Source organism: Lactobacillus sp. ESL0230 (assembly GCF_003692805.1).
GTDB classification, from domain to species: Bacteria; Bacillota; Bacilli; order Lactobacillales; family Lactobacillaceae; genus Lactobacillus; species Lactobacillus bombicola.
In genome coordinates this window covers 73,525-95,329 of record NZ_REHI01000003.1, presented here as the reverse complement: position 1 = coordinate 95,329, position 21,805 = coordinate 73,525, and the positions used below count along the sequence as shown (strand labels likewise).

Sequence of the window (21,805 nt, the reverse complement as noted above, 5' to 3'; positions counted from 1 at the left end):
TTAAAAGTGCAAGGAAAGAATCATGAAAAGAATCTACATTATACGCCACGGTCAAACTTATATAAATCGTTATAATAAAATGCAAGGATGGTGTGATACACCGCTAACCAAAACAGGTGTTGCCACAGCCGAACATGCAGGTGAAATACTTAAAAATATCCCCTTTGATATTGCCTTATCTAGTGATTTAAAACGAGCTAATGATACCTGCGATTTTATTATTAAGCACAACATTAATCACGACGAAATTCAACATCTAGCAACACCCTTATTTCGTGAACAATTTTATGGCTATTTCGAAGGCATGGATACAGATATGGCTTGGCAAATGATTGGTGGACCACATGGCTATCAGAACCATTATGACATTTTTAAAAACGAATCGATTGACACCATCAAGGATTGGATTAAAGAAGCTGATCCCTTTCACGAAGCAGAAAATGCTAAAGAATATTGGTCAAGACTTGATCAGGGCCTTAAACTAATCCATCAACTTGATGGTGCAGAAAATATTTTGCTGGTTACCCATGGTTTTACAATTCGCAGTATTGCCGCACGCTTTGGGGATTATGATATTAGTGTCGGACCACGCAACGCATCAATCACCATCATGCATATGACTGATTCAAGTCAAAAAGTTATTTCATATAATAAAATGAAAATCTAAAAAGCCAGGGACATAATTGCCCTGGTTTTTTAGATTATTTGGCTATTTGCAAAAATAACTAGCCGCCAAAGTAAACTTTTTGTACTTCAGGATTAGTAAGTAGTTCCTGCCCCGTTCCAGACAACTGAATCGTGCCCGTAGCCAAAACATACCCGCGATCAGCAATCGCTAAAGCTTGCTTAGCATTTTGCTCGATCAATAAAATTGTCGTTCCTTTTTCATTTAATTCCTTAATAATTGCAAAAATTTTTTGAATAAACAGAGGGGATAACCCCATTGAAGGTTCATCTAGTAAGAGTAGCTTAGGCTTAACCATTAACGCGCGCCCAATTGCTAACATCTGCTGCTCGCCACCAGATAATGTTGCTGCATCTTGATTACGTCTTTTTTTCAAAATAGGAAACTTTTCAAAAATTTCAGCATAACTATGTTCAATTTCGGCGCGATTTTTTTGTAAGAAAGCACCTAGCTGTAAATTTTCCATTACGGTCATGCCAGCAAAAATATGACGACCTTCCGCAACTTGTGAAATACCGGCTTGGACAATTTGGGGGGCTTTATTACGGTGAATTTCATTTCCTTGATAAATAATTTCCCCACTTTTGGGCTTTAACAAACCAGAAATAGTCTTAACTATTGTCGTTTTTCCTGCACCATTTGCCCCAATCAGGGTCACAATTTCACCTTGATTAATATTAAAGCTAACTCCTTTAACAGCTTGAATGACACCATAGTTTACAGATAAGTTTTGAACTTCTAACATTGCCATCTAATCAGCACCTTCTCCCAAATATGCCTTGATCACTTGAGGATTTGCTTTAATTTGCGCCGGCTCTCCAGATGCTAAAACTTTCCCTTGATCAAGCACATAAATTCTTTGCGCTAAATTCATTACCAATGACATATCATGTTCAATTAACAATACAGTAATTTTGAACTGCTCTTGGATATATTTAATCAAATCGGTTAAATCTGCTGTTTCTTCTGGATTCATTCCAGCTGCTGGCTCATCTAAAAAGAGAATTTGGGGATGTGTTGCTAGAGCGCGAACTATTTCTAGACGCCGTTGTATCCCATAAGGTAAATTTTTAGCTAACGTTTGTTCCTCAGCGGATAAGTCAAAAATTTTCAATAATTGATGCGCTTCACTTTTCATTTCTTGTTCGGTTCTGTAAAAACTAGGCAAGCGTAAAACAGCTGTCATGAACCCTTCTTTATACTTACTAGTCATCGCTGTTAAAACATTTTCTATTACTGATAAATTTTTAAATAGTCTAATATTTTGAAAAGTACGCGACAAGCCTAAATCAGCAATTTGCGTTGCATTTTTATGAGTCAAATCATATTTTTGCTTATTAGTTTGTAAATCTATAACGCCACTAGTTGCTGAAACCATGCCCGTCAATAAATTAAATAAGGTGGTCTTACCGGCACCATTAGGTCCAATTAGAGCAACCAATTCATGTTCATTCAGATAAAACGATACATCATCAACAGCTGTTAATCCGCCAAATTTACGAACCACATGCTCAACTTGCAATAAGTGTTCCATGCCCTAGTCCCTCTCTTTCTTATTAGTCGGTATAATTTTTTTAAAAGAAAATTCCCAGTTACCTAAAAGTCCAGATGGCTTAAAGAGCATAATTAAAATAAGGGCAATAGCATAAATAACCATCCGAAGTGCACCAAAATTTTGTAAGACTGTATCCAAAATTCCTAAAACAATCGCGGCTAAAAATGTTCCCGTCATACTGCCTACACCACCTAGAACAACGATTACTAGAATTGAAATAGATTCCATAATACCAAAATTAGAAGGAGAAATTGTTTGAACGTATGCAGCTTGCATACTGCCAGCAATCGCTGCTGTAGCTCCACCTAGAATAAAGGCTTCCACTTTCCACTTTGTTGTATTAATTCCCATTGCTTCGGCAGCAAGTTCATCTTCACGTACCGCTTTAATTGCTCGACCATTTCGCGAACGAATAAAGTTTAATAAAACAATTGTTGTTAAACAAACCATGATATAAACGGTTGGCCATGAACTTAGTGGGGGAATATTGAACATCCCAGCTGAGCCACCGGTAATTTTTAAATTATTAATTATATTACGAATAATTTCCGCCACACCTAAAGTAGCGATTGCTAAATAATCACCTTTGAGTCGAATAAAAGTTGCTGTACCTACAATTAGGGCAATGATACTTGCTAGTACTATTCCCACGATAAGGGAGATAATAAAACCCAATTCACTGTCAAAATGTTGCGTAATAATTGCAGTAGTATAAGCACCAATTGCCATAAAGCCGGCGTGCCCCAGTGAAAATTGCCCACTAAAACCAATAATTAAGTTAAGTCCAGTCGCTAAGATAATATTAATACCAATCATTACCAGCATATTCTCAATAAAACTATCAATCACGCCAACCATAATTAAGATATTAATTAAGTAAAAACCGGCAATCATCATTATTAGCCATGATAATATATATTTCCAATTTGCTCTCATCTTGCCACCTAGACCTTTTCTTTAATATTTTTGCCAAAAATACCCGCTGGTAAAAAGAGCAAAATTACAATCAATACTAGGTACACAACTGCATCCTTATACGCAGACAGTCCAACTGATTGGAAAAGTGTTTCTAAAATTCCGATTAAAAAGCCACCGAAAGCTGCCCCTGGAACTGAACCTATCCCACCTAAAACAGCAGCTACAAAGGCTTTAATACCCGGTGTCATTCCCATAAGCGGATCAATTGAATTATAGTACATTCCAATTAAAATTCCGGCTGCGCCTGCTAATGCTGATCCTAATGCAAAAGTAAACGAAATTGTTTGGTTAACATTGATACCAACTAGTTCAGCTGCATCTGGATCAACCGAAACAGCCCGCATTGCGCGACCCATTTTAGTTTTTTTAATAATTAGTTGCAATAAAACCATTAAAATTAAAGCAATCCCTAAAATTAAAATCTGAATATTAGAGATTAAAATACCCCCAATACTGTAGTTAACCTGGGCAATTACTTGTGGAAAACTACGGGCGTTTGAACCCACCAAATATGACATTCCGTTTTCAAGTAAAAAGGAAACTCCAATAGCTGTAATCAAAACTGCTATACGCGGTGATTTACGTAATGGTCGATAAGCAAAATACTCAATCAATACCCCTGAAAGTGCACTAATTGCCATTGCTGCAAAAAGAGCAGTCATAAAATTGACGTGCCAGATATTAATTACAAAGTAGGCTGTAAATGCGCCAAGCATATAAATATCACCGTGAGCAAAATTAATTAATTTAATAATCCCGTAGACCATACTGTACCCTAAGGCCAACAAGGCATAGATTGATCCTAGTGATAGTGCATTGATAATTTGTTGAAGAAAAGTTTGCAAACTAATCACTCCTTTAACTTTGCTTTAATCTTACTTAACACTAAATGAATTACTTACTTTTCCATTAGTCATCTCTTCAATTGCAATTGGCATTTCTGGATCGTGTGTCTTATTAATTGTAATCTTGCCTGTAACGCCATTGAAATCTTTTATATTAGCTAATCCTTTAGTCAGCTTAGTCGAATCATCAGCTTTTTGCTCTTCAATAGCCGTCTTAATCATATAAACCGCATCATAGGCTAAAGCTGAAAAAGCTGAAGTACCCACCTTGTAACGCTGCTTAAAGGCAATCATAAATTTCACTGCGACTGGATTTTTTGCTGCTAAGCGGGTTGAAAACGGTGTAGTGTAATAGATATTAGTTGCATTTTGCGCACCAGCAATCTGCGCAAGCTTAGGGTCGACCATTCCATCGCCCCCAATAATTGGTACCTTAATCCCCATTTGCCGGGCTTGTTTAATGATTAAACCAACTTCAGTATAGTAGCCCGGCACATAAATAGCATCGATGCCTTTAGCTTTAAAAGAAGTTAACACTGCATTAAAGTCTTTATCACCCGCTGAATAAGTTTGACTATCAACTATTTTCCCTTTATATGTTTCTTTAAAAGCTTTGGCTAAGCCAGTACCATAATCACTTGAATTATCTGCATAGATTGCTACTTTCTTCGCTTTTAATTTATTTGTCACAAACTTGGCAGCATTTTCACCTTGGATATTATTTTGAAAACAAGTCCGAAACACATAAGGCTGGACTTTACCATTTTTTTGTAGGGTAAAACTTGGATCAGTTGCAGATGGACTAATAAAAGGAACTGCCGCCTTAGTAATATTAGGAATTTGTGCTGTACCAGCATTAGTGGTTGCTGGGCCAACAATTGCTGCTACCTTATCTTTAGTAGCCAATTGAGTCCCTACAGAAGCAGACGTAGCAATTGAAGATTTATTATCGTGAATAATTAGCTTAATTTTTTTCTTATGCCCATTAACATTAATTCCGCCAGCTTTATTTATCTCAGAAGCAGCCAATTGAATACCCTGCTTTTCTGCAGTTCCATAACCAGCAGTTGCGCCGGACAGTTCCATATTGACACCAATTTTAATTGTCTCCTTGTCTTGGTGAGTTCCACTACTGTTATTGTTTTTTGCAATACTACAACCCGTTAGCATCATGGCTGCTAGCGTTATCAAACCCAGTATTCTTTTAATTTTTTTCATTTTTTCTCCTTTTTATTGACTGTTAGCCATCAAAAAACCTCATTCATTGAACTGAATGAGGCTTAATTAATTTGTTAGTTAAGCCCCATTCATAAAATGCAAACAAGGACTTAACAAACTTAAACTACACTAGTAATTTCTTTTGAATTAAGTCCTACAGCAAATAATCAACACGGCTACTAAGTTTATGATGGCAATTACTCCAATGTTTGGTTGAATATTAAAATATTTAGTTTTCATTAAAGTAACCTCCAATAATTTTAATTTAATATTTAGAATTATAAGTAATAATTATTATATTGTCAAGTTATTTTTAAATATTAAATTATTTTTTGCTATCTAAAAAAGGTAACATGATATGTTACCTTTTTAGATACGCTTTATTTATAATCCAATACCACTTTTTTATATAACTTGACGGTCAAAAGATAATATAACAAGTATAAAATGCCAAAAATTATAAATGGTAGCCAGATATTATGATACGGATCTGGTAATAAACTGCGGAAAAGTTGTAAACCAAACAAAACGTCGATTATTCCCAAACTAGCTGGCAATAAAAATAAAGTCCCAATTTCATAGTTAATTGACTGTTTAAGTATTTGCTTTCTAATTCCAATTTTATTCAACATTTGATAACGGGCCTTATCCCTACTAGCTTCATTCAAAACCTTAAACATTAAAGTCGAAGCAAGCATAGTTAAAAAAGCAATCCCTAAGAAAAAGCCCATAAATTCAAACCCACTAGCTAAATTAATTAGTAGCTGATAATTATTTGGCTTACTTCTATCATAAATCGCGGAATACTTTGGGTTTTCATGTAACTGCAATTTTTGAATTCGCAATAATATTGGATAATCATAATCAAAATCTTTAACATTCAGTAAAGTTATAAATCTACGCTTACCTTGTAGCCTTTGCCATTTAGTTTGTGAAACCAAGCGAATTTTTTTCTCGCTGCCATTAATTAACATATCTTTCAGATTATTATTAGCAGCAGTACCCGAATGCGCTAATTCATGTGTCGGTAATTTTTGTACTTTATATAACGGCTGCTCATTTTTTAGATAAAATTTGAGCTCTTTAAGCGGATTATCTTTAAACTGAGTTTGCTTAAAATAAAGATATCGCTTTGTTTCCTTATAATTATAAGTTTGTTTTGCCTGAATATTTAGTTTAGCGACTTCTTTTTTAACTTCTGGCTTACCGCTGACTACAACTGAATCATAATAGGTACTTTGCTTAGCGACTTCTTTTACTGTATCAAAATTTAAACCCACAGTAATTGCACCAAGGGCTAACGCAAAAAGCAGCGAAATTAAAGTTAAAATTCGCGTATACTCATACAAACGAAATTTCAATTGCCCCAAAGTAAAAATACGCAAACCATGATAAGCAAAATTTTTCTTCCTACTCAAAAAAGTTATAATTAGATTGAAAAAGCCAGCAAAAATAAAATATGAACCTGAAACTATCGTAACGAATCCCGTAGAAATAATGATATGAACTTGTCTAGAAGGCAAAGACATAACATGGTAGCCTACAGCTAATAAAATAATACCTAAAATTGTTTCAATTAGGCGAATTAGTGGTTGCCTTTTTAATTTAACTGGCTGCTGATTCTCAGTTAATAATCTAATAAGCGGCGTACGAATTAATTTATGAACATTCCTTATAGAACAAAAAAGGAAAACAGCGATAAAGAAGCCTATTGTTCCTAAAATAGCACTTGGTAATATTACCTGAAAATGAAGAATTGCCAGTTTAAGCTTACTAATTAATAAGTTGCTAATAACTGCTGTTAACCCAAAGCTAAGAAGGATTCCAATTCCCGTAGCCAAGATGCCCGTAAAAAATGTTTCCAAAAAAACAATTAAGCCGACACACTTACCTTTTGCACCTAACATCATAAACATACCATAATCATGTTCACGCATACTCAGCAAAAATGAATTAGCATAAATTAAATATAAAAGTGTAACAAGTACTAAAAGAATGATTCCAAAAGCAAAGATAAATTTTACAATACTCGTTTCTACTTTCACATCATGTGCAAGAAAAGCTGGATTAGTGGCAATAGATAAGAACATATAAAAAATCATGCTGGAAACAATTAAACCAGAAAACAGTACTAAGTAATCTTTAAAACGTTTCTTAATTCCTGTTAAAGATAATTTCCAAATCATAATTCACCTGTTTCCAATTGATCAATTAATAAATGATAAAACTGCTTTCGAGATTGATCAGCCTTAACTAATTGATTACCAATTTTTCCATCCTTAATAAATAAAATACGACTAGCAAAACTAGCAGCAAATGGGTCATGCGTAACCATTAAAGTGGTTACTTGATCATTTTGGTTTAAGTCTGCCATTGTCTCAAGTAATTCTCTGGCACTTTTTGAATCTAGTGCACCCGTTGGTTCATCAGCTAACAAAATCGCCGGATTATGTACTAAAGCCCGAGCTGCTGCTACTCGCTGTTTTTGACCACCAGATATTTCTGCTGGATATTTAGCCAAAATTGGATTGATCTTCAATCTGGTAGCAATTCGTTCAACCAAAAGATTAATCTGCTTAACTGTCACCCCCTGCAGAGATAGTGGTAAGGCAATATTTTCTTCATTGGTCAAATTTTCTAATAAATTAAAATCTTGAAAAATAAAACCTATCTTCTGACTACGAAAGTTGGCTAATTTATCGCCCTTAAGTTCACTATTATCTTGACCGTCAATAAAAACATGACCAGAAGTAGGCTTATCTAGCGTTGACAGCATATTAAGTAAAGTGGTTTTCCCTGACCCAGAAGCCCCCATAATTGCTACAAATTCACTAGCATCAACTGTAAAATCAATTTGTCTTAATGCTCGATATTGTTTTTCACCCGATTGGCCATAGACCTTGGTCACATGATCCACTTGTAGAATCATTGTCATTATTTCCACCTCATTATTGTATTATTTATCTAATACAATAAGATAACTGGTAAAATTTGTCAATAAATTAAAAAAAAGCCTTTCTTTTGTGAAAGACCCTTTGAAAAAATATTTTTAAAGCACTAACTAAGCCGATGTAAAACTTTTAATAGCGGTGAAACAACTATTGGCGTTACAATGGCCGTAAAAATCATTTCAACTAACCCATTCAGACCTAATGCAAGAAACAGCACCTCAATTAATGGTATATTACGGCCGAAATTCCCCAGATAACCAATGAGTTGGGTAGAATTGGGCATGAAAATAATACTAGTCAATAAAATAACCATAATTGTATTAGTTAAAGAAGCTATCGCACCGGCACCTATATAACTTAATTCTTTAATTCTGCTAGATTTTTGTGCAAATGCCTGCCCAATCATACCCGAAAACAATCCAGCCAATACACTAGGAAGCACTGCAATAATAGGATTACGAAATAGCATCAAACTGACCATATCCCCTGGTTGAGTAATAGCTAACCAAAGCCGAAGTCCGCCCCAAAATAAGCCAAAGATGGCACCAGCTCTGGGGCCCATTAATAAAGAATAAATAGCAACTGTTAAAGGGGCAGTAGTTATTGCCGGCAAGGCTGGTAATATCCTAATATAACCAATATTGGGCACAAAAGTTTGAAGCAAAAAAATTGCTACAAATAAAGCAGTAATTGCTAAATTTCTGGTTTGTTTTCTCTGCATTTTTTCTCCTCAAAATAATCACATCATTCATAATTCACTTAATTTACCAACAATAATCTCATATTTTATTATATTTAGTAAAAACTACGCTTTATCTAATGTGACCGATTCCTAATAAAAAATTTTTTTAATTTTGCTGCTTCTTCGGTCAGCTTTTCATTATCATCTACTTGGGATAATTTGTATCCAACAAAATAAGGCGATGTGACAAAGCGTGGAATTAATTTAGCACATATACCATTGTCATTTCGGGGATAAAAAAATAAATTATAAGATTTACACCGTCCATTTGATAATTCAGTTAAGAGATATTTTGCTGCTATTTGAATCCAATCAGCCCATAAATCAATTGTTGCTAAACTAAGTAAATTTATATTTATTTCAATATATCCTTGAACTGGCTGCGTGGCAATATTTACTTCTACATGACTACTAGCAAATAATGAGATGCCACTAAAATTACTTGCTGAAATATACTTATAACCATTTTTATGTTTTAGTCCCACAATTTGCATGTGGGGATGAACCAATGAACCACCAGCAGCAGGGCCAAAATTTTTATACCATAAAACTGAGTTAAACTGTTGTTTATTCATATCGCGAAAACATTCTAAAGCAAAATTCAGCAATTCTCGGTTATACTTACACGAATAAGTTGTAATATCACCGCAATGATCACCAGATTCAATGATAATTGTTTGCGTTGTATCTTGGAGAGTGGGAAATTTATTGTGCAGCCAAATCATTTCACCTTTTTGAACATAGATATCTTTTAAATTATCTACTTTGCAAAATGGACAACTATCATTAATTACCGTTGTTTGGTAAGAATTAGGTTTCCCTTGAGCAAGTTTGAAATCAAAGACTAAGGGCTCAGTATCTTTCATTATTCCCTCCTAATGTTTTACTACTACTACAATAGATGATAAAATGTATTTGCGACTACTTTTGAAAATTATGTTTATAGAGTGAGTGAATTTATGCAATCAAGAAAAAAACTAAAAAAACACAATAATCGCAATAATATTTACTTAGTCATGGCAGGATTTATATTAATCTTTGCCGTTATTTTTGGAGTTATTTCATATAACAACCATATTGCCGCACAAGAGCAAGCTAAAAAGTTTGCTACGACTCATTTTAATCCAAATGTAAATATCTATGGCGTAAAAGTTGGTAAGTTAACCATTAACAAAGCTACTAAAAAAATAAATAAACAAGCAAACAATGTCATTGTATTGGAAAAAGGCAAGGTTTCCACTGAACGAGACCCAAATATTGATACAATTAACAAACAACAAGTAACAAATTTTTTTAAAAAGCAACACACTACTATGCCGAGTAAACAGAACTACATATTTGCCAATAATGAGTTAGATACTGCTAACAAAAAAATGCAAACGGTAAGTGACGCTATTGTCAATTATAAAGTTGCCAATAAAACATATAAATTAGAAGCCAAAAAACTAATTAATCAGGCCGTCTTTAAGCAGGGGAAGTATACTTTTACTAATTCCGAAAACTTAGTAGCTGAACTAAATAAAATTGACCGCGCTGTTTCAACAATCCACCAAAACTATACCTTCGCTGTCCCAACTAGGAATCAAGTATCTGGTAAAAAAATTACAGTGAAAAATCAAAGTTATGGTTGGGGAATCTATGTAAAGAAGGCCCAGTCCGCTGTTGAGCAGGCATTTTTAAACGAGACAAAAACTTTAGATGGAAAAGATTATATTTATGGCTTAGGATACAGCACGTATGGTTTAGGATACGGTAAAACTAATCATGGCATTGGTAATAACTATATTGTAGTTTCCTTAAAAAAACAAGAACTATGGGTTGTAAAAAATGGTAAACTTGCCGTTCATTTAAACGACATTGTTACTGGAACTAAAGTTGGCAACAAATCAAATGTAACACCTGAAGGGGTCTGGTACATTCATTATAAGCAATCTCCTGCAACTTTACGTGGCCGTAACAACGATGGCTCTAAATATGCTTCTCCAGTTAAGTATTGGATGCCATTCACCTTAAGTGGTTGTGGCTTTCATGATGCCAGTTGGCGTAGCGATTGGAGTAAGAGAGCATACTTACGTGGTGGATCACATGGTTGTGTTAATATTAAACCTAGTGAAGTCAAACACGTATGGAGCAATATAAGCAAACATGAACCAGTTATCATTTACAATTAAATTTAATAATAAAAAGCACTATCAAATTGATAGTGCTTTTTTATTATCCAGCTAATTATTTAGGATAGTACCGTTTTAATTACCTTATTCACAGCATCTTGTTGCTGTTCTACTAAATTAACCCTAGTAGCAATTACCTTAGTATCCATTTGAATCTCACGACCTAAACCTGGTTGATTAATTTTTGGTTCAAAGAATTTAGTAAATTCTTGCAATCTATTTGTGGTATGGAAAACTCTAGCAGTTACCGTAATATAAGTTGTAAATTCCATATCACCACCAACTGTTTTTTCCAACCACGACCATTCTTTACGCAACCAGTCCCAAGCAGCCTGCTGTCCTTTAGCATTAGCTAATATATTAAAGTACCAAGAACGTAAATCTTGTGGTTTAATAACATCCGCATTTTCAAAATCTGCCACTATCTTGTTGATATCTGTTATATCTTGCGAAGCTGTTATAGCGGCTAGTAAATCTGCCTTATAATAAGGATCAACTGCTACTTGATACTCATTAATCAAGTGGTCAACTAAGTCCTGCTTGCGATAATTTTTAACTTCATTAACTAAAACATATGGTCGAATAGACGCTGCAATTTTAACTAAATCATTTTTATTATTAGCAAAAATTTGATGTCCGCCTTCAATAACCTGCGTATTTTCAGCATATAAGCCAGCTGATAGGGCTAAAGGACGAACTAAGGCGTCATCGCCTACATCATTATTTGATTGCCAACCTAAACGAGCAATTTGCTTTTCAGATAAAAGATTATAAAAAGCTTTTAAATTCTGCTCTTCGTCAGAACCCGGATTAGTAAACTTACGTAATTCACGGGCGGTATTAAATAAGGCATTAATAACAATATAAGATTTTGAAGTAGCAAATTTAGGTAGTAATGGCACAATTTCAGCATAAGAAATCTGGCCCCCTTCAGCTAAAAGACCTAAATCTTGCAATAGCTGCAATTGATCTACTGCAGTTAACTGTTCAAGATTGGCCACAATATCGGCCATTAATTTTTCATCGTAATTAACGATAAAGTGAGAACTGTTACCGACATTAAGCCGCAAAGCATGACCAGCTTCTGCACGTAGTTGTTTATACTCACCCAAGTCAAGTTCTGTTTGCGTCATAATTTGTGGCGCTTTGAAATTTGCATTTATTGGAATTGCCCATGTTCGACCAACTTCTTTACCTTCACCGATAAAAAATTGCTTTTGTTGCAAAATTAAATGTCCATTTTCATCAACATGTGCATTGACAACTGGATAGCCAGGCTGATCAAGCCATGTATGCATAATCTTGCCAATATCTAAATCGGTCACCGTTGATAAGGCATTCCATAAGTCATCACCGGTTGCATTACTATATTTATGTTGGTCAAAGTAATACTTAAGTCCTTTGCGTAAAGCATCATCACCTAACAGGGCCCTAACCATTACCAGCATGCGGGATCCCTTAGCATAAACAATGGCTCCATCAAACAATGAATCGATATCAGCGGGATGCTCAACTTGAACATGGACCGATTGGACACCATCAGTTGCATCTCGTTTCAGCGCTGCGGGAACTTCTGAAATTTGATATGCGTTATCCCAGATTTGCCAATCAGGCTCTAAGGCATCTATTGAAACATATTCCATCATGTTTGCAAAACTTTCATTAAGCCACAAATCGTCCCACCATCTCATTGTGACCAAATCGCCAAACCATTGGTGTGCCAACTCATGAGCAATAACCGTTGCCACATAAGACTTCTGCTCAACTGTAGCATTATCTGGATCAAGTAAAACAGCTGCTTCTCGATAAGTAATTAGGCCCCAATTTTCCATTGCACCAGCTGAAAAGTCTGGCAAAGCTAATTGCCATGAATGGGGTAGTGGGTATTTAGTCTGGTAAAAATCTTCATAAAATTCAATTGCACGTTTAGCAATATCCACAGCAAAATCCAGTTCTTTAGCCTGGTGTGCCTTGGTAGCAAAGACACCAACTTCAACACCATCTTTGGTCTTCGTCAATTTAGATTGTAATTCACCAAAGGCAAAAGCAACTAAATAGCTGGACATTTTGACAGATTTTTCAAAGTAATGCACACCATTTTCGACTTTTATTTCTGGCATGTTAGCTAGTGTGGTCTCACCTTCGTGTTCATCATACTTAAGTGCTAAAGAAAAAGTTGCTTTAGCTTCTGGTTCATCCACACAGGGAAATGCTTGACGCGCAGCTGTGGTTTCGAATTGGGTACCTATAATTTGTTTCTTTACACCATCAATCATGTAGTAGGACGGATAAATTCCCATCATTGTATCTGTTAGCGGTGCAGTATAAACAATTTCAATCTTGACGCTACCTTTTTTACCTAAGTCAATCTTTATTGCTTCGTCTTTATCACTTACTGTAAATGGAACTTCAGCACCATCACACTTAACTGAAGAAACCTCCATATACTTTTGGTTGATTAAAACAGTATCTTCGATTACTTCACCGGTTATTGTTGACGTACCAGCGATTGTTTTCTTTTCTCGATTAACATCAATGAATAAATCGTAATGATCAGGATGAAAAGTTTCATAAAAATGTTTCGTTGCCATAATTTACCTCCTAGAAAAAAGCTTATTACTAAATTTTACCAAAATCACATCTAAATATCATTAAAACTGGATTGTAAGGCAGGCGTGTTCTTTCTGTAACAGCAATGAAATATTAATTAGGTATAGTATCTGTAGTATTAAATAGACTACTTAGTGAGGTATAAGACAAATTGATTAAAGGTAAAAAATTTATGCTTAAACTAATTACAGCCTTAGCCTTAGCGGTTAACTGCACTGCAATTATTGAATTAGCTCATAAGGACACTGCTATACAAACTGTAGCAGCCGCACAAAAATTATCTAAAAAAGAAAAGGCAGCTAAAAACTGGATTGCCCGCCACGAATCAGGTGGTAATTACAATGCACGTAATGGCGTTTGTTACGGTAAATACCAGCTTAATTTAGCATATTTAGGCGGTAACTATTCCCCTAAAAATCAAGAACGTATTGCCGATAATTATGTATATAATCGTTATGGGTCATGGGTTAATGCGAAAAGATTTTGGCTTATCCATCATTGGTATTAAAAAATTTTTCATATTAATTTGTCCTAAGTAAAAAAAGCAGGTTAGTTAGTTACTAACCTGCTTTTTAATTTTACTTTTTCAAACTAAAAGTTGCACTATACTAATTTAAATACAACTTCCTAATATACTTAAGTTCTATCATATAATAAACGAGTCTTGCACGAACTCTTAAGCCAGCCCGCAAAAAAAGCAAAACCAAAAATCACTAATGCTATAACCGCAGTAAAAATAATTATATTATCACTATTTGTCAGTGCAATTAACTGGTCAGTTTGAACCAATTGATTTGACTCATTAACTTGATCACATAATCCAAAGAACAACATGAATAAACTGGTCAAAGTTAGTAAGCCATTAATTGCGGTTAATTTTTTTATTTTTATTAGCTTCAAAAAATCATGTCCTTTCTTTCGATTCAAGTATATAATTATATGCTTTTATGAATTAAATTCAAGACATTATGAAAAAAAATTAATATTTTTAATACTTTCTGAATTATTTATTTAACCACTCACTATTTAACCATTCTTGTGCCAAATTAAACCAATGAGCTGCATGCGGATTATCTTGCCATTCGCGACCCTTTGTCACCATATCTGTCCGGGCTAAAGAAAAACCATGACCACCTTTATTAAAAAGGTGAACTTCACATGGTACTTTTTCCTTTTGTAGTGCCATTGCATATTCTAAAGTGTTAGTCACTAAAACGATTGGATCATCCCAAGCATGAAAAATGAAAGTAGCTGGTGTCCTAGAGGTCACCCCTATAGCGCTATTTAGCACAAATTGATCTGATGGTACTTTATTGGTTGCACTTTTTGGGATAGCAAAGCCGATCTTATGTAGATTAATCAACGGATAACCTAAAATAGTTTTATTGGGTAACACAATTTTGGCAGTAAAATTAAAGCGATCTTGGTATTCCAGCGAATTAGCCATACTGTTAGCAAAACTTGCCACATGACCACCAGCAGAAAAGCCAATTGTTACAATTTTGTCGGCATCAATTTGATATTCTGCTGCGTGATCACGAAAATATTTTACTGTGGTTAAAACATCCAAGCCAGCATCTGGATAAATATCACCTTCATCTTGAATCAGGTTATAATCCATCACAACACTGTTAAACCCGCAATTATTAAAAGCTAAGGCAATTGGCTCACCTTCACGCTTTGATAGGTGATCAAAACTCCCACCTGGAATCACAATTGCCAATGGATGCCGCGGCTTGATTAAATCACCAATTGAATCCAAAATATATGGATGAATTTTAAATTTGCGTCCATTAAAATTTGTTAAAATTATTTCATTTGTTTTCATTTTTTGCCTCACGTTTTACCATACTTTTTGCTAAAAAATTTGTTGTTAATGGTACCGTTAATATTACACCAATTAAGGAATACACAATAATCAGGGCTTCATTAACTAGCATTTTCTCATTAAAAATTTCACCTAGAGTATAATTTAACCGAATATACCATAAAAATAAAGAAAGGCAGCTACCAAACATGCCAAACAAAATGGTATTTATTGCTGTTCCTAAAACATCATTACCGATTTTTGTCCCACTTGACCTTAATTCATCATATGCAATCTTGGGATTATGCTTTTTAATTTCCAATAATCCAGAACTAATTGCGACAGCTGCTTCTGCTACTGCACCTAAAGTTGAAAAAATAGCGACGGCAACAGCAATGAGTGGATAACTTAAACCCGGCATCTGTGATAAACCTACTAAAATTTCTCCAGCTTCAGGACCAAGTCCAGCTGCCTGTGCAATATATTCAAAACCTAAAATTATTACACTGACTAATAAGCAAACAACCATTGACGAGTAAAATGAATTTTTAGCAACTTGATAATCATGCGTGCCTAAAAAAATGATAGTCACTAATTTGAGTGGAATAAAAATCAAAATAAGTAATGGAATATTGATACCCCAGGAAATAAAAACTGCTAATAAAATTAATAATAACGTATTAATTAATACACTAAAGAAGCTCCTGATTCCTGTCTCGCCACCGATAATCGTCATCAAAATCGCCAAAACTATTACCAAAGCAGTTAATGTACTCATTACTTATGCCACACTTCCCACTTGTTTTTATCTAAAAATAACAAACTACAGCCTGTTGCAAAAACAACCGTTAACACGATACCAATGGCTGAAATCACACTTTGAGTAACACCTAAAGATAAAGTAAAACCAAAAGTTGAGCCAAAACTATTGTTATCACGTAAATAGATAATTGTTAAAGGTAGGGCTTCTGACATAAAAATTAAAACTAAAACATTGATTAGCGGTCCCATAATTTCCTGACCCATGGTCCGTCCACTCCTAATTAACTGTTTAGTTGTAATGTCCTTTTTTGTTTGAATCAGCTCATATAAACTAGAAACAATGTCAGTGGCCTCGTCCATTACTGCTCCCAAAATGCCTAATAAAGTCTGGGCCAAAAAAATGCCGCGAGGATCTTGCGTAGCATAGTCACCAGTCTCATATTTGATTTCTGACTCTCCTGTTAAACGCATGATGATATAACATAGTGCAAAAGAAATAAAAACGCCTAATAAAGTAGCTAACCAGGTCACTAACATTTTGCGATTATATCCTTGCACAATTAATAAACTGAAAAAGGAAAACACAATATCTGCTACAGCAAATAGCAAGACGATATACGCACCATTTAATTTAATATTCAGCATAATAACAAAATAGAAAAGTAGCCAACTCAAGAGCATTGACAAAATTAGTGCCAGTGCCTTTTTACCAGAAACTGCTACAAGTAAGGTAGTCATCACTGTCATAGCCAAGACAAGTACCCAGTCTCGCTTAGGATTTTGAATTGCTGGATCATTCTTTTTAATATTGACAAAAACTCGCTGTTTTGGACGATACTTTTGGGTTACAAGCTGTGATGGATAATAAAAGTTAGTTGTTGTATACATTTGATTTTGATGTTTACCGGATAGAATTTTCAAATGCAAGACTTGCTTTCTAGTTTCATCTTTATTATCGTATACGTCTTTATTTTTTTCGACTAAAGTATCCGTGATTTTTTCATCGGTAATTATTGCAACGTCATTTTTAGTATAAATATTAGTGGCAAAATAAATACTAGCCGTCAATATCAGACCAATAAGCATCACTATTACCGCTACCAAGTAGCGTTGCTTAATTTTTTTCAAAATCAACATCCTAACCTACATAATTCACTATAATTTCTTATGATCAATATTATCTAATCTTTATTTTATAGATTAAGAAATCTTTGCCACCAATGTCTAGTTTCTGTCTCAGGTTGCATATCAATTAGCGTTCGGTGCTCATTAACACTAGCTGTTTTTTGAGAATTTTCTTGAGCTTTAGCTAAAATTTCATCATGAAGCTGCTCAGACGATTTCTTTTCATCATGAACAATTTGTTGGCGCTTTTGCTCAGCTGTAAATAACTGTGCTTTGGGTTGGCTTTCTTCAGCGGTTACTATCCCAGAAATATCTGCCAGACCCTCGAACTTTTCAGTTTGACTATTTTGTTTTTGTAATAATTCTTGGTTTTGAGCTTCAATCCGGTTGAGCTGCTCTTGTAAATTTTCCAGTGCCGTATTCTGTTGGCTAATAGTTTGCTGAAAGGCATCAATTAATTTCATCACTTGTGCAGATGTCATTACCTCTTGCTTGCTTTTTTTAGTCTGGCCCGTCTTTTTGATTTCTTTTGAACTAACTGCAAAAACTTGCTGCGCTGCTTCGTATAAAGTTAAACCATTTTTTTGAGCTAATCGATGAAAATCTTGTAAATCTTGAATATCTTGCTTACTATATAGCCGCGCATTCTGCTTAGTTCTAGCATAATAATTTGCTTGGCCAGTAACCTTTTCAACAATTAAAGAATACTTTCTTAAAGTTGCTACACTAACTTGTAATTCCTTAGCAGTTGCTGCCGGTGCGGTTAATTCTTCAAAATCATGCTTATTACCACTCATAAAGTATTACTCCCTATAGCACAATCAAATTAATCTATTTTATGTAGCAAGCTTTTTTTATGCTCATATCTTTTTTGGGCTTCGGTAATCAATTTCGTAATTAATTCAGTATAAGGAATACCTGCAACTTCAAATAATTTAGGATACATACTAATATTAGTAAAACCAGGTAAAGAATTAACCTCTGTCAAAATAACTTTTTGATCACTCTTGCGCAATGTTGAATCGATTCTTGCCATACCACTACATTCCGTTACTTGATAGACTTTTAAAGCATTGGCTCTAATCTCAGCTATAGTTTCTTCAGGCAAGTCAGCTGGAATTTGTAAACTAGTTGTTGAATTAGCATCATACTTATTTTCATAACTATAAAAAGTCCCCTCGGCATTAATAATTTGACCAACCCCTGAAACTATTGGATGATCATTTCCAAGCACAGCAGTTTCAACTTCTGTACCATGAATAGTTTCTTCTATTAAAACTTTATCATCATAGCGAAAGGCATCAGCTAGAGCAGCATCAAATTCTTGCTTATTAGTTACATGGTGTACACCAACAGATGAACCTTGGTTAGCTGGCTTAACAAATAAATCGTGCCCTAATTTTGCACTAACTTGATCATAATCACGTTTAGCATTTTGCTCATCTTCATATTCAAAACGTTTAATTGAAATCCATTCAGCCACAGAAACGCCTACACGTTGCGCTAAAATTTTGGTAAATTCTTTATCCATAGTTACCGCTGCAGCTAAAACATCATCCCCGACAAATGGTTTATCAATAATCCTAAATAAACCTTGTAAACTACCATCTTCACCTAAATTACCATGTACAATGGAAAAAAATACATCTAATTCTGGAAAATTAGCTAGTTCACTTAAGTTAGAAATATTCGCTACTTGATGCGGATTTTTAATCTTATATTCTGCATTTGCTAAAACTTTTAATGATTCTTGCTCACTTGCAATATAGCCATCATTAGTTATCCATATAGGATGAACATCAAATTTACTTTTATCAATTGCCTTATAAATGTTATGCCCCGACATAATTGAAACTTCATACTCAGAAGAATTACCACCAAAAATAAGACCAACTTGTGTTTTCCTAGTCATTGCTTCTACCTCTTATCATTTTTTCTAACTTTTTTATTATACGGCAATAACTAGCTGAATAATGGTAATTTAGTTAATTTTTATAAATGTTTTTGCCTCATCGCAAAATTACCATCATAACTTAAAATTAATTATTTTCGTCTTAGTTACTTAATAAATTCGTCCTAGCTTATAAAACTAAAAGTATACTTTACGAATTAACCTTAATATCAACTAGTTATTTTTTAAATCTTAATTATTAAGGGTAGCTTATATCTTTTTAGGCCGCAATAAAAATCCTATCTTCATTGAAACATAAAATTCACTTATTATGTTTATCGCCAAAGATAGGATTATTTAATATTAAAACTTATTCAAAACGGCTACAATTTCTGCTAGTAAGGCAGCTTCATTAGTAACAATAGTACCATTTAATTTAATTAAACCAGTAGTATATAAGTTAACATAATGAAATTGATTTTCTGCCACTTGCTTTAACGCCGCTAACTTTTGCTTATTTTCGCTTCCCTGTTGCCGTGTATCAGTATATAGACCAATAATCGGGATTTTTTTAGCATAGGCAACACCTATTTCACTTGCCACACCATTATCAATGCTATTACCATCAAGAATTGCTACTAGTAAATCACTCTTAACCAATCTTTCTGTATCTGCTTGAGCAATCATCTTTGAATCAGCATAGGCTTGTTTATTATTTATTGCATTATTTTCTTGTGGTAAATATAAATCAATTGCAGTATCTAATTGCCGAATTTTTTCTGCCAAGTAAGCATTGTAATTAATTTCTGCTTGTGAAAACAGTGCGTTAGCCAAATAAACTTTCATCATCAACTCCTATAATACAAAGAACACCTAAATATTTTTGTAAGATAGTTTAAACATTATTTTTAATTATTAGGTGAACTAATTTCCCACGGTATAGCACTTAAAATATACAAGACCACACCAGCAATCACATAATCTAAAAATATGCTACTTCCAATTTCTAATACACATCCCAAGACTGCTATCTCATCAACATTAACAATAATTGGAATCATAGCTAATATACCAGATATTAAAATTAACCAAAACCCCGCCCACATTCCAGCAGCTGTAACAGTATGGACTAAGGTCTTAGAATTCATCACCATTAACATATCATTAATTAGTGAACGTAAACTGATAATTATCATTATAAACAGCATAATGTTTACAATCAATAGCACAAAAGCAATGTTTCCGCCCAAAGTAACTAAATCTAAATTAAAAGCATCTATTACATCATATGGAGCATTCTTCCCTTGTCTTTTGAGTCTCTTTTGTACTAATTGGGCATCGCTAGATGCCTCTTGATCTATATTTAATTCAATATCATGCAAAATTTGTTGTGCCAACTTGATATTATTAAACTTAAACCATGGAACACCTATGGCATAATCAATAATATGATCGGCAATGGGCTGCGTTTGCTTAGTAGTCAATAAATTAGAATTTACATCTTTATTAGCACCAATCACTTTAGCTAGCTCGTCAAAATGATTGTTAACGTGTCGAACAATAACTGCTTCATTATTATTAGTTCTCAGCTGTCCTTTCATAAAAAAAGGATTGAGAAAAGTTACTGTAGTCATAACCAATGTCACAATTAATAAAATACAAAAGGATAAGACCCTTTTGTACTGAAGATTTTGTTCTGGATTTACTCTACGCAAACTATTTCGTGCGCCATTTGCCATGCTATTCCTTTCTAACAAACAATATCTTTATCATCATCAAACATAGTATCAATTGCATGATGAATTTCTTTGATGTCAGTTGAAGCAATAATCTCATGTCCTTTTTTTAATGCCTGATTAATTTCATCCGGTGTACAGTGTAGAAAACTATACATCAATGAACTAGTGGCATAATCTGCTAATTGCTCAGCAGAAAGATTAAACTGTGTATTATTATTATAGTAAAGTCGGCCAATCCCAGTTATAACAAAGGCGATGCCATACTCAACTTCATGTGGGTTGAAATAGTCTTCATCAAAAATTTGGTTTTCTCTGACCCATTCTTCAACCATACTGCTCCAATTATCAAGCGTGTCATTACTGCTAAATACTTCATTAATAATACGCTTTAAGCCTTCATCATAAATGCCTAGCATTGCAATTGTATACAAAAATGCTTTAGTACGTGCACCAACAGTACCGTAACTTGTATGATTAAATTTATTAACTTGTTTATCTAAAGTGTTTAATATATTACGGACCACATCATCGGTCAACTTAACTTTATGGGGGTAATATGATTGCAAAAGTGATTTAGAAATTCCAGATTTCTCTGCAATCATTTGAAAAGAAACATTTTCCATCCCATTCTTTCTTATTAAATGGAATGTATTTTTTAAGATAATTCGTCTTCTTTTATAATTTTTCCGTCGTGCCATCATAGTTTCTCCGTTTTCTATACATTAT

General features: G+C 34.1%; 22 protein-coding genes. 3 read left to right on the top strand and 19 right to left on the bottom strand.

Annotation, left to right across the window (positions count from 1 at the left end; translation table 11 throughout):
* The first annotated feature begins 22 nt into the window (after positions 1-22).
* A complete protein-coding gene (locus tag F5ESL0230_RS00795) occupies positions 23-667 on the top strand; it encodes a histidine phosphatase family protein (protein ID WP_122021194.1) in 645 nt (214 codons plus the stop codon).
* Positions 668-725: 58 nt separating this feature from the next.
* Here F5ESL0230_RS00795 and F5ESL0230_RS00790 read toward each other — a convergent pair whose 3' ends face one another.
* The 9 genes from F5ESL0230_RS00790 to F5ESL0230_RS00750 all read right to left on the bottom strand — a co-directional run bounded on the left by F5ESL0230_RS00790 (position 726) and on the right by F5ESL0230_RS00750 (position 9,840).
* Complete coding sequence (locus tag F5ESL0230_RS00790; protein WP_122021193.1) at positions 726-1,436, bottom strand: ABC transporter ATP-binding protein; 711 nt, start codon at positions 1,434-1,436, stop codon at positions 726-728.
* Positions 1,437-2,219, bottom strand: a complete 783-nt coding sequence (locus tag F5ESL0230_RS00785; protein ID WP_122021192.1) for an ABC transporter ATP-binding protein — start codon at positions 2,217-2,219, stop codon at positions 1,437-1,439.
* A gap of 3 nt (positions 2,220-2,222) precedes the next feature.
* Positions 2,223-3,176 carry a branched-chain amino acid ABC transporter permease gene (locus F5ESL0230_RS00780; RefSeq protein ID WP_122021191.1) on the bottom strand — a complete coding sequence of 318 codons (954 nt, stop codon included), beginning with the start codon at positions 3,174-3,176 and terminating at the stop codon, positions 2,223-2,225.
* A gap of 8 nt (positions 3,177-3,184) precedes the next feature.
* Entirely contained in the window at positions 3,185-4,063 is an 879-nt protein-coding gene (locus F5ESL0230_RS00775) for a branched-chain amino acid ABC transporter permease (RefSeq protein WP_122021190.1), read from the bottom strand.
* Positions 4,064-4,093: 30 nt separating this feature from the next.
* Positions 4,094-5,281 carry an ABC transporter substrate-binding protein gene (locus tag F5ESL0230_RS00770; protein WP_122021189.1) on the bottom strand — a complete coding sequence of 396 codons (1,188 nt, stop codon included), beginning with the start codon at positions 5,279-5,281 and terminating at the stop codon, positions 4,094-4,096.
* A 380-nt stretch (positions 5,282-5,661) separates the two neighbouring features.
* On the bottom strand, positions 5,662-7,467 hold the full coding sequence (locus F5ESL0230_RS00765) for an FtsX-like permease family protein (protein ID WP_122021188.1): 1,806 nt from the start codon (positions 7,465-7,467) through the stop codon (positions 5,662-5,664).
* Positions 7,464-8,216 carry an ABC transporter ATP-binding protein gene (locus F5ESL0230_RS00760; protein WP_122021187.1) on the bottom strand — a complete coding sequence of 251 codons (753 nt, stop codon included), beginning with the start codon at positions 8,214-8,216 and terminating at the stop codon, positions 7,464-7,466. The genes F5ESL0230_RS00765 and F5ESL0230_RS00760 overlap by 4 nt, the downstream gene beginning before the upstream one ends.
* A gap of 122 nt (positions 8,217-8,338) precedes the next feature.
* Positions 8,339-8,953 (bottom strand): ECF transporter S component, encoded by a 615-nt coding sequence (locus tag F5ESL0230_RS00755; protein ID WP_122021186.1) that lies wholly within the window; start codon positions 8,951-8,953, stop codon positions 8,339-8,341.
* A 95-nt stretch (positions 8,954-9,048) separates the two neighbouring features.
* Positions 9,049-9,840 carry a DUF4931 domain-containing protein gene (locus tag F5ESL0230_RS00750; protein WP_122021185.1) on the bottom strand — a complete coding sequence of 264 codons (792 nt, stop codon included), beginning with the start codon at positions 9,838-9,840 and terminating at the stop codon, positions 9,049-9,051.
* A 93-nt stretch (positions 9,841-9,933) separates the two neighbouring features.
* On the opposite strand from F5ESL0230_RS00750, the gene F5ESL0230_RS00745 reads away from it, so the two are divergent.
* Positions 9,934-11,145, top strand: coding sequence for a L,D-transpeptidase (locus F5ESL0230_RS00745; RefSeq protein ID WP_122021184.1), 1,212 nt, complete (start codon positions 9,934-9,936; stop codon positions 11,143-11,145).
* A gap of 59 nt (positions 11,146-11,204) precedes the next feature.
* On the opposite strand, the gene F5ESL0230_RS00740 is transcribed toward F5ESL0230_RS00745, so the two are convergent.
* Entirely contained in the window at positions 11,205-13,736 is a 2,532-nt protein-coding gene (locus tag F5ESL0230_RS00740; protein WP_122021183.1) for a M1 family metallopeptidase, read from the bottom strand.
* A gap of 191 nt (positions 13,737-13,927) precedes the next feature.
* Between F5ESL0230_RS00740 and F5ESL0230_RS00735 the strand changes: the two genes are divergently transcribed.
* Positions 13,928-14,263: an aggregation promoting factor surface protein gene (locus tag F5ESL0230_RS00735; protein WP_122021232.1), complete on the top strand. Its 336-nt coding sequence runs from the start codon at positions 13,928-13,930 to the stop codon at positions 14,261-14,263.
* A gap of 128 nt (positions 14,264-14,391) precedes the next feature.
* Here the strand turns inward: F5ESL0230_RS00735 and F5ESL0230_RS00730 are convergent, their stop codons facing one another.
* The 9 genes from F5ESL0230_RS00730 to F5ESL0230_RS00690 form a co-directional block, all read right to left on the bottom strand.
* Positions 14,392-14,682: a hypothetical protein gene (locus F5ESL0230_RS00730; RefSeq protein WP_147441742.1), complete on the bottom strand. Its 291-nt coding sequence runs from the start codon at positions 14,680-14,682 to the stop codon at positions 14,392-14,394.
* 76 nt (positions 14,683-14,758) lie between these two features.
* Positions 14,759-15,583: an alpha/beta hydrolase gene (locus tag F5ESL0230_RS00725; RefSeq protein WP_122021181.1), complete on the bottom strand. Its 825-nt coding sequence runs from the start codon at positions 15,581-15,583 to the stop codon at positions 14,759-14,761.
* Positions 15,570-16,340, bottom strand: a complete 771-nt coding sequence (locus tag F5ESL0230_RS00720) for a YibE/F family protein (protein ID WP_122021180.1) — start codon at positions 16,338-16,340, stop codon at positions 15,570-15,572. Before F5ESL0230_RS00720 ends, F5ESL0230_RS00725 begins: the two co-directional genes overlap by 14 nt.
* On the bottom strand, positions 16,340-17,461 hold the full coding sequence (locus F5ESL0230_RS00715; RefSeq protein WP_369931529.1) for a YibE/F family protein: 1,122 nt from the start codon (positions 17,459-17,461) through the stop codon (positions 16,340-16,342). Before F5ESL0230_RS00715 ends, F5ESL0230_RS00720 begins: the two co-directional genes overlap by 1 nt.
* 56 nt (positions 17,462-17,517) lie before the next feature.
* A complete protein-coding gene (locus tag F5ESL0230_RS00710) occupies positions 17,518-18,246 on the bottom strand; it encodes a transcriptional regulator (RefSeq protein WP_122021179.1) in 729 nt (242 codons plus the stop codon).
* A 29-nt stretch (positions 18,247-18,275) separates the two neighbouring features.
* Complete coding sequence (locus F5ESL0230_RS00705) at positions 18,276-19,361, bottom strand: D-alanine--D-alanine ligase family protein (protein ID WP_122021178.1); 1,086 nt, start codon at positions 19,359-19,361, stop codon at positions 18,276-18,278.
* 342 nt (positions 19,362-19,703) lie between these two features.
* The gene (locus F5ESL0230_RS00700; protein ID WP_122021177.1) at positions 19,704-20,186 is read right to left on the bottom strand and encodes a nucleoside 2-deoxyribosyltransferase; all 483 of its coding nucleotides are present in this window, start codon (positions 20,184-20,186) and stop codon (positions 19,704-19,706) included.
* 62 nt (positions 20,187-20,248) lie between these two features.
* Positions 20,249-21,079, bottom strand: coding sequence for a hypothetical protein (locus tag F5ESL0230_RS00695; protein WP_122021176.1), 831 nt, complete (start codon positions 21,077-21,079; stop codon positions 20,249-20,251).
* Between the two features lie 11 nt (positions 21,080-21,090).
* Positions 21,091-21,777, bottom strand: coding sequence for a TetR/AcrR family transcriptional regulator (locus tag F5ESL0230_RS00690; protein ID WP_122021175.1), 687 nt, complete (start codon positions 21,775-21,777; stop codon positions 21,091-21,093).
* Positions 21,778-21,805: the final 28 nt, after the last annotated feature.

Excerpts from the sequence above, each read along its gene's own strand:
- F5ESL0230_RS00795 (WP_122021194.1), top strand. The coding sequence starts at position 23 with ATGAAAAGAATCTACATTATACGCCACGGTCAAACTTATATAAATCGT.
- F5ESL0230_RS00790 (WP_122021193.1), bottom strand. The coding sequence starts at position 1,436 with ATGGCAATGTTAGAAGTTCAAAACTTATCTGTAAACTATGGTGTCATT.
- F5ESL0230_RS00785 (WP_122021192.1), bottom strand. The coding sequence starts at position 2,219 with ATGGAACACTTATTGCAAGTTGAGCATGTGGTTCGTAAATTTGGCGGA.
- F5ESL0230_RS00780 (WP_122021191.1), bottom strand. The coding sequence starts at position 3,176 with ATGAGAGCAAATTGGAAATATATATTATCATGGCTAATAATGATGATT.
- F5ESL0230_RS00770 (WP_122021189.1), bottom strand. The coding sequence starts at position 5,281 with ATGAAAAAAATTAAAAGAATACTGGGTTTGATAACGCTAGCAGCCATG.
- F5ESL0230_RS00765 (WP_122021188.1), bottom strand. The coding sequence starts at position 7,467 with ATGATTTGGAAATTATCTTTAACAGGAATTAAGAAACGTTTTAAAGAT.
- F5ESL0230_RS00760 (WP_122021187.1), bottom strand. The coding sequence starts at position 8,216 with ATGACAATGATTCTACAAGTGGATCATGTGACCAAGGTCTATGGCCAA.
- F5ESL0230_RS00755 (WP_122021186.1), bottom strand. The coding sequence starts at position 8,953 with ATGCAGAGAAAACAAACCAGAAATTTAGCAATTACTGCTTTATTTGTA.
- F5ESL0230_RS00750 (WP_122021185.1), bottom strand. The coding sequence starts at position 9,840 with ATGAAAGATACTGAGCCCTTAGTCTTTGATTTCAAACTTGCTCAAGGG.
- F5ESL0230_RS00745 (WP_122021184.1), top strand. The coding sequence starts at position 9,934 with ATGCAATCAAGAAAAAAACTAAAAAAACACAATAATCGCAATAATATT.
- F5ESL0230_RS00740 (WP_122021183.1), bottom strand. The coding sequence starts at position 13,736 with ATGGCAACGAAACATTTTTATGAAACTTTTCATCCTGATCATTACGAT.
- F5ESL0230_RS00735 (WP_122021232.1), top strand. The coding sequence starts at position 13,928 with ATGCTTAAACTAATTACAGCCTTAGCCTTAGCGGTTAACTGCACTGCA.
- F5ESL0230_RS00725 (WP_122021181.1), bottom strand. The coding sequence starts at position 15,583 with ATGAAAACAAATGAAATAATTTTAACAAATTTTAATGGACGCAAATTT.
- F5ESL0230_RS00720 (WP_122021180.1), bottom strand. The coding sequence starts at position 16,340 with ATGAGTACATTAACTGCTTTGGTAATAGTTTTGGCGATTTTGATGACG.
- F5ESL0230_RS00715 (WP_369931529.1), bottom strand. The coding sequence starts at position 17,461 with ATGTTGATTTTGAAAAAAATTAAGCAACGCTACTTGGTAGCGGTAATA.
- F5ESL0230_RS00710 (WP_122021179.1), bottom strand. The coding sequence starts at position 18,246 with ATGAGTGGTAATAAGCATGATTTTGAAGAATTAACCGCACCGGCAGCA.
- F5ESL0230_RS00705 (WP_122021178.1), bottom strand. The coding sequence starts at position 19,361 with ATGACTAGGAAAACACAAGTTGGTCTTATTTTTGGTGGTAATTCTTCT.
- F5ESL0230_RS00700 (WP_122021177.1), bottom strand. The coding sequence starts at position 20,186 with ATGAAAGTTTATTTGGCTAACGCACTGTTTTCACAAGCAGAAATTAAT.
- F5ESL0230_RS00695 (WP_122021176.1), bottom strand. The coding sequence starts at position 21,079 with ATGGCAAATGGCGCACGAAATAGTTTGCGTAGAGTAAATCCAGAACAA.
- F5ESL0230_RS00690 (WP_122021175.1), bottom strand. The coding sequence starts at position 21,777 with ATGGCACGACGGAAAAATTATAAAAGAAGACGAATTATCTTAAAAAAT.